This is a genomic window from Clostridiales bacterium, from assembly GCA_012512255.1.
Taxonomy (GTDB): Bacteria; Bacillota; Clostridia; order Christensenellales; family DUVY01; genus DUVY01.
In genome coordinates this window covers 1-7,360 of sequence record JAAZDJ010000039.1, presented here as the reverse complement: position 1 = coordinate 7,360, position 7,360 = coordinate 1, and the positions used below count along the sequence as shown (strand labels likewise).

11 protein-coding genes are annotated in these 7,360 nt (G+C 44.3%); all 11 read left to right on the top strand.

What is annotated here, in order from left to right:
* Positions 1-1,034, top strand: a 1,034-nt coding sequence (locus GX756_02120; protein NLC16657.1) for an AAA family ATPase, incomplete at its 5' end; no start/stop codon positions are given.
* Between the two features lie 10 nt (positions 1,035-1,044).
* Positions 1,045-1,941: a signal recognition particle-docking protein FtsY gene (ftsY, locus tag GX756_02115; protein ID NLC16656.1), complete on the top strand. Its 897-nt coding sequence runs from the start codon at positions 1,045-1,047 to the stop codon at positions 1,939-1,941.
* 157 nt (positions 1,942-2,098) lie between these two features.
* Entirely contained in the window at positions 2,099-2,428 is a 330-nt protein-coding gene (locus GX756_02110) for a DNA-binding protein (protein ID NLC16655.1), read from the top strand.
* A 22-nt stretch (positions 2,429-2,450) separates the two neighbouring features.
* Positions 2,451-3,767 (top strand): signal recognition particle protein, encoded by a 1,317-nt coding sequence (gene ffh / locus GX756_02105; GenBank protein ID NLC16654.1) that lies wholly within the window; start codon positions 2,451-2,453, stop codon positions 3,765-3,767.
* A gap of 31 nt (positions 3,768-3,798) precedes the next feature.
* Positions 3,799-4,101 carry a 30S ribosomal protein S16 gene (rpsP, locus tag GX756_02100; protein NLC16653.1) on the top strand — a complete coding sequence of 101 codons (303 nt, stop codon included), beginning with the start codon at positions 3,799-3,801 and terminating at the stop codon, positions 4,099-4,101.
* A gap of 7 nt (positions 4,102-4,108) precedes the next feature.
* Entirely contained in the window at positions 4,109-4,363 is a 255-nt protein-coding gene (locus GX756_02095) for a KH domain-containing protein (GenBank protein ID NLC16652.1), read from the top strand.
* Between the two features lie 39 nt (positions 4,364-4,402).
* On the top strand, positions 4,403-4,912 hold the full coding sequence (rimM, locus tag GX756_02090; GenBank protein ID NLC16651.1) for a 16S rRNA processing protein RimM: 510 nt from the start codon (positions 4,403-4,405) through the stop codon (positions 4,910-4,912).
* Positions 4,902-5,573: a tRNA (guanosine(37)-N1)-methyltransferase TrmD gene (gene trmD / locus GX756_02085; protein NLC16650.1), complete on the top strand. Its 672-nt coding sequence runs from the start codon at positions 4,902-4,904 to the stop codon at positions 5,571-5,573. The genes rimM and trmD overlap by 11 nt, the downstream gene beginning before the upstream one ends.
* 6 nt (positions 5,574-5,579) lie before the next feature.
* The gene (ylqF, locus tag GX756_02080; protein NLC16649.1) at positions 5,580-6,434 is read left to right on the top strand and encodes a ribosome biogenesis GTPase YlqF; all 855 of its coding nucleotides are present in this window, start codon (positions 5,580-5,582) and stop codon (positions 6,432-6,434) included.
* Positions 6,424-7,038 carry a ribonuclease HII gene (locus GX756_02075; GenBank protein ID NLC16648.1) on the top strand — a complete coding sequence of 205 codons (615 nt, stop codon included), beginning with the start codon at positions 6,424-6,426 and terminating at the stop codon, positions 7,036-7,038. Before ylqF ends, GX756_02075 begins: the two co-directional genes overlap by 11 nt.
* Before the next feature lie 13 nt (positions 7,039-7,051).
* Positions 7,052-7,360: YraN family protein (locus GX756_02070; protein ID NLC16647.1), on the top strand; the 309-nt coding region annotated here is incomplete at its 3' end.

The following is a 7,360-nucleotide window of genomic DNA, read 5'->3' as shown; positions in this document are numbered from 1 at the left end:
TCTCGGAGAGCAAAAAGAGCATCAAAGCCAACAACGATATTATAGAAACAGCCGACCTGCCCTTAATAAGCGGCATCGCGGCAGACCCCAAAGACCATGAGAGATTAAAAGAAATAGAAGAAAGACTAAACGACCTTGACAATTACAAAATAAGCTTCCAAAAAAAGCTTATTGAACTGGACGGCAACCGCCTAAGAATCCAAGAAGAACTGAACGAGCTGAAAGAAAAAAGATTTGAGCACGAAAAAAGGCTTAACGATATAGATATCAACTTACAAATAGACAGCGAAAAAATCGCCGAAGAATACAACCTTGATTATCAGGGCTGTTTGGAGTTCAGGCTGCCCGATTATGACTACCGAGAAGGCGCGGCCGAGGCCAACAGGCTCAAGCGGGAAATTTTGCGTTTGGGCTATGTTAACCCGGAGGCGATAGAGGAATACCGCATCTTAAAAGAACGCTTGGACGAGCAAGCCAAACAAAAAGAAGACTTGGAAAAATCAATAGCCGATATCAGAAAAGTAATCAAAGAAATGGTAAGCGAGATGCTGACCAGGTTTGACCGTTCGTTTGAGCGGATTCAGGCCAATTTTACCCAAGTTTTCAGGCAGCTTTTTGGAGGCGGCAACGCCAAGCTCATATTGGAAGAAGCCGAAGACCCGCTGGAGGCGGGCATAGAAATTATCGCCGAGCCCCCGGGCAAAAAACTTCAGAGCATATCTTTGCTTTCAGGCGGCGAGAGGGCAATGACGGCTATCGCGATATTATTCGCTATTTTGAAATTAAGACCTATGCCGTTTTGCGTGCTGGACGAAATTGAAGCCGCGTTGGACGACGCCAACGCCGAGAGATTTGCCAAGTTTTTGCGAGCGTTTAGTAAAAATACGCAGTTTATAGTCATAACGCACAGAAAACCCACTATGGAAATAGCCGACACAATGTATGGCGTAACAATGGAAGAGCAAGGCGTCTCCAAGGTCGTAAGCGTCAAGCTGGAAGACGCAGTAAAAGTCGCCCAGGAGGAAGGAGCGTAAACCCACCCTTATGAACCTATTCAAAAAAATTTGGGAAGCCTTAAAAAAAACCAGGGAATCTATCAGTTATAAATTAAGCCAATTGTTTGGCGGCAAAGTTTTGGACGATGATTTTTTTGACGAGCTGGAAGCCATACTGCTAAGTTCGGATATGGGTGCGGAAGCGGCCTTGGATATTTTGGACAGGTTAAAAGACCAAATCCAAGCTCAGCATATAAAAGACCGCGACGGTGTCTTGCAGGCCTTAAAAGCCATTATGGTAGAAATTTTGGAAGAAAACCCCGCACCTAAAATTACGATCCCCGCGGTAATTACCATAGTAGGCGTCAACGGCGTGGGCAAAACCACGGCTGTGGGCAAATTGGCCAAATATTATTCCGACCAAAAATACAGCGTTTTAATCGCGGCGGCCGACACTTTTAGGGCGGCGGCCAGCGAGCAATTGTCCGTATGGGCGCAAAGGGCCAAAGTAAGACTCGTCCGCCAAGACCAAGGCGCCGACGCGGCTTCGGTGGTTTTTGACGCGATCCAATCAGCTAAAGCCAAAGATACGGATATTTTGTTGATAGACACCGCGGGCAGACTGCACAATAAGAAAAACCTTATGGAAGAACTAAAAAAAATTGCGCGAATTTCCGAGCGCGAATTCGGTCAAGCCGCTCATTTAAGGTTTCTGGTCCTAGACGCTACCATCGGTCAAAACGCTATCTCCCAAGCCGATATATTTAACGAAGCTGTATCTTTGGACGGCATTATTTTGACTAAGCTAGACGGCACGGCAAAAGGCGGCGTAGTGCTTGCCATCGCCAAAAAACTAGCCCTTCCCGTAACATTCGTGGGCGTCGGCGAAGGCATAGACGACTTAATAGAATTTGACGCCAAAGAATTTGTGGAATCAATGTTTTAGTTAAAAAGAGTATTGAATTTTAAAATAAATTGCCTAAAAAATCGCCAAAAACTTTTTTGGCAATATTTTTTTATAAACAATAAATTATTGTTGACAAAGTTTTAGCTACCGTGTAATATTGTTGGTGTAAAGCGGTAACGCTTTACAGGTAAAAACAATGAAAGAGTTGGAGATTGGTATTTTAGCGGACTTTTATGGCGGGCTTTTAAACGAAAAAACCAAAGATATCATAGACTTGTTTTATAATCGGGATATGTCCTTGGGCGAGATATCCAAAGAGCTGGGCATAACCCGCCAAGGCGTGCGGGATTATATCACAAGGGCCAAAAGAGCGCTGCTAAAATACGAAAGCAAACTCAACCTAGCGTCCAAATTTTACGAGTTAAAAGATAAGATAAGCGAGTATAAGCAAAAGATTAACTCATCCGATTATATAGATAAAAAAGAGTTGCTGGCTTTTTTGGACGGCATCTTAGATAAGATTTAAGATTTTTATTTTAAGGATTAATATGGCGTTTTTTAAAGGGTTAAGCGAAAAACTAAATCACATATTCTCTAAGATAGTCCATAAAGGCAGGCTTAGCGAACTGGAAATAAACACGGCTTTGAGAGAAATTCGCGTCGCGCTTTTGGAAGCCGATGTAAATTTTGCCGTAGTCAAAGATTTTATCAATAGAGTCAAACAAAAAGCCGCGGACCAAGAGATTTTGCAAAGCCTTTCGGCTTCCCAGCAAGTTATAAAAATCGTCAACGAAGAATTAATAAGCCTTATGGGCGGGACCGTGGCAAGATTGGAGCTGTCGGGCAACCCCGCCGTCATTATGATGTGCGGGCTTCAAGGCGCGGGCAAGACGACAATGTGCGGCAAGCTGGCGCATCTTCTAAAAAAACAGGGACGCAATGTAATGCTTGCGGCGTGCGATGTCTATCGCCCCGCGGCTATCAAACAATTGGAAATAGTCGCCAAAAACGCAAACGCCCAGTTTTTTGAGCAAGGCGTGACCAATCCCGTCAAGATAGCCAAAAACGCTATAAAAGAAGCGGCCAAAAAATCGTGCGATGTTTTGATTTTGGACACGGCGGGCAGGCTTCATATTAACGACGAGCTTATGCAAGAGCTTGAAGATACCATAAAAGCGATCAAGCCTTGCGAGATATTATTGACGGTGGACGCGATGACCGGTCAAGACGCCGTAACGGTAGCTTCCTCGTTTAACCAAAGACTTAACATTACGGGCGTGATATTGACCAAGCTAGACGGCGACGCCAGAGGCGGCGCGGCCTTGTCCGTGCGAGCTGTCACGGGCAAGCCCATCAAGTTTTGCGGCATAGGCGAAAGGATTGGCGATATAGAGCCTTTTTATCCCGACCGCATGGCCTCGCGCATATTGGGCATGGGCGATGTGCTCACCTTGATAGAAAAAGCCCAAGCCGCCGTCAGCGAAGAAGACCTCAAAAAGATGGAGCGCCGCTTAGCTGAAAACACTTTCACTTTGGATGACTTTTTGATTCAATTTGACAGCATAAGCAAAATGGGCGGGCTGTCGCAGATTTTAGAAATGATGCCCGGCGCGGGCAGGTTTAACATAAAAGAGGGCGAATTGGACGAGAGCCGCATTAAAGTTTATAAGGCGATAATCCAATCCATGACGCCCCAAGAGCGTGCCAATCCCGCGATTATAAAGGCTTCTAGAAGAAAACGCATAGCTTGCGGCAGCGGCACAAGCATACAGCAGGTAAACCAATTATTAAAACAATACGAACAAGCCAAAGAACTAATGCGCAAATTCAAAGGCAAAGGCGGAAGAATGCGCTTGCCTTTTTAGAAAATTATAAAAATACATAAGGAGAACGCACATGGCAGTCAAGATTAGATTAACTAGAATGGGCGCTAAAAAAATGCCTTTTTATAGGATTGTGGTAGCCGATTCCCGTTCGCCGCGCGACGGCAAGGTTATTGAAACCATAGGTTATTACAATCCTGTTACCGAGCCCGCGCAAATTAAAGTTGAGGCGGAAAAAGCAAAGGAGTGGCTCGCAAAAGGCGCCCAACCCACCGATACGGTAAAATCGTTATTATTCAAGAGCGGAGTTTTGGAAAAGCCGTCCAAGCCCGCGCCCGCAAAAACCAAGGCTGTAAAAAAATCAAAAGGAGAATAATTTTTAAATGGTAGAACTAGTAGAATACATGGTTAAAGGGCTTGCCGACAATCACGACGAGGTAAAAGTAACTCAAGACGGCACAGCAATCAAGGTAGAACTTAGCAAAGACGATATGGGCAAAGTTATAGGCAAGCAAGGCAAAATAGTCAAGGCAATCAGGACTATAGTCAGGGCCGTTGGGATGAAAGAAGGCCTAAAATATACGGTAGAAATACTTGACAAGGTTGAAGAACCTGTCGCAGATTCCCAAGAAGAATAATAAATTAAAGCGGCAGGTTTTTGCCGCTTATTTTTTAAAATGAAAAAAATGGAAAAGATATTAATCGGCGCTGTTATAAAAGCGCATGGCATAAAAGGCGAGATTAAGGTCAAGCCTTATACCCAAAATATTGACAACCTTTTGAAAATAAAAACTATTTATATTGACGATACAGAATACAAAGTAATGTCCGCCAAAGAGCGGGGCGGAATGGTTTATATGTTCTTGAGCCGAATATATACAATGGACGACGCCCAAGCATTGCGCGGCAAAGACATATATATAGACAGGCAATACGCCGCGCCCTTAGCCCAAGACGAGTATTATATTATTGATGTTTTGGGCAGCGATGTTTTTGTGGAGGACGAATACATAGGCAAGGTCGCAGATATTGATAGCTTTGGCGCCGCCGATGTCTATACGGTCAAAGGCGACAAAACCGTCAGGTTTCCGTTTTTAAAAAGGTTAGTCAAAAAAATAGACATCAAGAACAAAAAAATAGTCTTAAATAAAGATGTTTTTGGCGAGGTAAGCGTTTATGAAGATTAGCGTATTGACGCTTTTCCCCGAAATGTTTGACTCCCTAAAGCACAGCATTTTAAAAAGGGCCATAGAGAGCAAAGCGTTGGAGATAGAGTTTTATAATATCCGCGACTATTCCAAAGACCCCCATAAAAAATGCGACGATTATTCGTTTGGCGGCGGCGAAGGAATGGTAATGATGCCCCAGCCCGTTTATGACGCTCTGAAAGCGGCTGACTCGGGGCGCAAAGCCCATAGGGTATATTTATCGCCTAAAGGCCATAGGTTTAACCAAAGCCTTGCCAAAGATTTGTCCAAGTTGCCGCATTTGGTGCTGCTTTGCGGTCATTACGAGGGTCTTGACCAAAGGATTATTGATTATTATATAGACCAAGAAATATCAATAGGCGATTATGTCTTGACAGGCGGCGAGCTTGCCGCCCAAGTGGTAATAGATTGCATTGCGCGGCTGTTGCCGGGCGTTTTGGGCAACGACCAATCCGCCAAGTTTGAAAGTTTTGAAAACAATTTATTGGAATACCCTCATTATACCCGTCCCAGAGTGTTTATGGGACATAGCGTGCCCGAAGTATTGCTAAGCGGCAACCACCAAGAAATACAAAAATGGCGCGAGATGCAAAGCAAGCTGTTGACCAAAAAATTGCGCCCTGATTTGCTTAAGGATTAAGTTTTTATGGACATTCAATGGTTTCCGGGTCATATGGCCAAGGCCATACGAGAAGCCGAAAAAAACCTAAAAATAATTGACGCGCTTATTTATGTCTTGGACGCGAGGGCGCCCAAGGCCTGTATCAACAACCATTTTTTGCGCAAGATGTCCAATAAGCCTGTTTTGTATGTTTTGAATAAGGCCGACTTGGCCGATGGCGAGGTTACAAAACAATGGATCAAATATTTGTCCTCGCCCACAGCTTCAGCCGTCAGCGCTGTCGCATCCATAAGCGGGGGCGCTAAGGCGATTTTGCCCGAATTAAGAAAACTAACTTACCCAAAAATCCAAAAATGGAAACAAAAAGGCATAAACTACGCGCCCAAAGCAATGGTCGCCGGCATTCCCAATACTGGCAAGTCGTCTATTATTAACTCGCTTTGCGGCGCATACAGGGCAAAAACAGGCAATAAGCCCGGCGTTACCCGCGAAAAACAATGGATTAGGTTAAAAGATATTGAGCTATTGGACACGGCCGGGATACTTGCGCCCAAATTAGACGACAAAAACGCCGCAAAACATCTTGCCTACATAGGGAGCATCAAAGACGATATTTTGGATATAATTGAGTTGGCAAGGGCATTTTTGAACGAGATGATCCAAAGGTTTAACCAAAACATAATTGACAGATACGGGCCTATTTCGGATTTATACGACCCGCTTAGCGGCATAGCCCAATCCCGCGGATATTTGCTAAAAGGCGGGGAGTTAGACTTGAAAAGGACGGCGAAAGCCGTTTTGGACGATTTTCGCGCGGGCAGGTTAGGCGCTATTTCTCTGGAAACGCCGCCCATAGAGGAAGACAACCTTGAGCCTTAAAAGAATTTTGGATTACGAAAAAAAATACGCGGATTTGCAATATATATGCGGCATAGACGAAGCCGGACGCGGACCGCTTGCCGGGCCGGTGGCTTGCGCCGCCGTCATTATGCCCAAAGGCCATTATATTGAAGGCGTTGACGACAGCAAAAAACTTACCGAGGCCAAAAGGGAACAGCTATATGAGATTATTATAAAGACCGCAATAGCTTATAATGTCGTAATGATTGACCACGCCACGATTGACAAGATTAATATACTCAACGCCACCAGGCTAGGAATGGAACGAGCGGCCAAAGGGCTAAAAATTTTGCCCGACATAATCCTAGTTGACGCGGTAGGAGGACTTAATTTGCCTTGCCCAAGCGAATTCATAATCAAAGGCGACGAGCTGTCGTATAACATCGCGGCGGCGAGCATTTTGGCAAAGGTGACAAGAGACCGTTATATGCGCCAAATGGACAAAATTTATCCATATTATGATTTCAAAAATTGCAAAGGTTACGCGACCCCGAACCATCTAAAAGCTTTAAAAAAATGGGGAAGCTGCCCTATTCATAGGCTTAGTTTTTTGACCCATTTGGAAGTGGCGAATATTAAATAATAGAGAACGAAAAATGAAAAAACAAAATATCCAAAAAGGCAGAATAGGCGAATCAAAAGCCATATACCATCTCAAAAAAACGGGATATACCATTATCCAAATCAATTTTAGGTGTTCTCTAGGCGAAATTGATATTATTGCCCAAGACAACGGCGTTTTGGCGTTTGTAGAAGTCAAAAGCCGAAAGGACACGGCTTTTGGCTACCCTTCGGAGGCCATAGGTTACAAAAAGCGCCAAAATATCGCCAAAGCCGCGATAACATATATTAAGCAAAACAACTTATTTGATTTGCCTATGCGGTTTGATGTCGTGGAAATAATA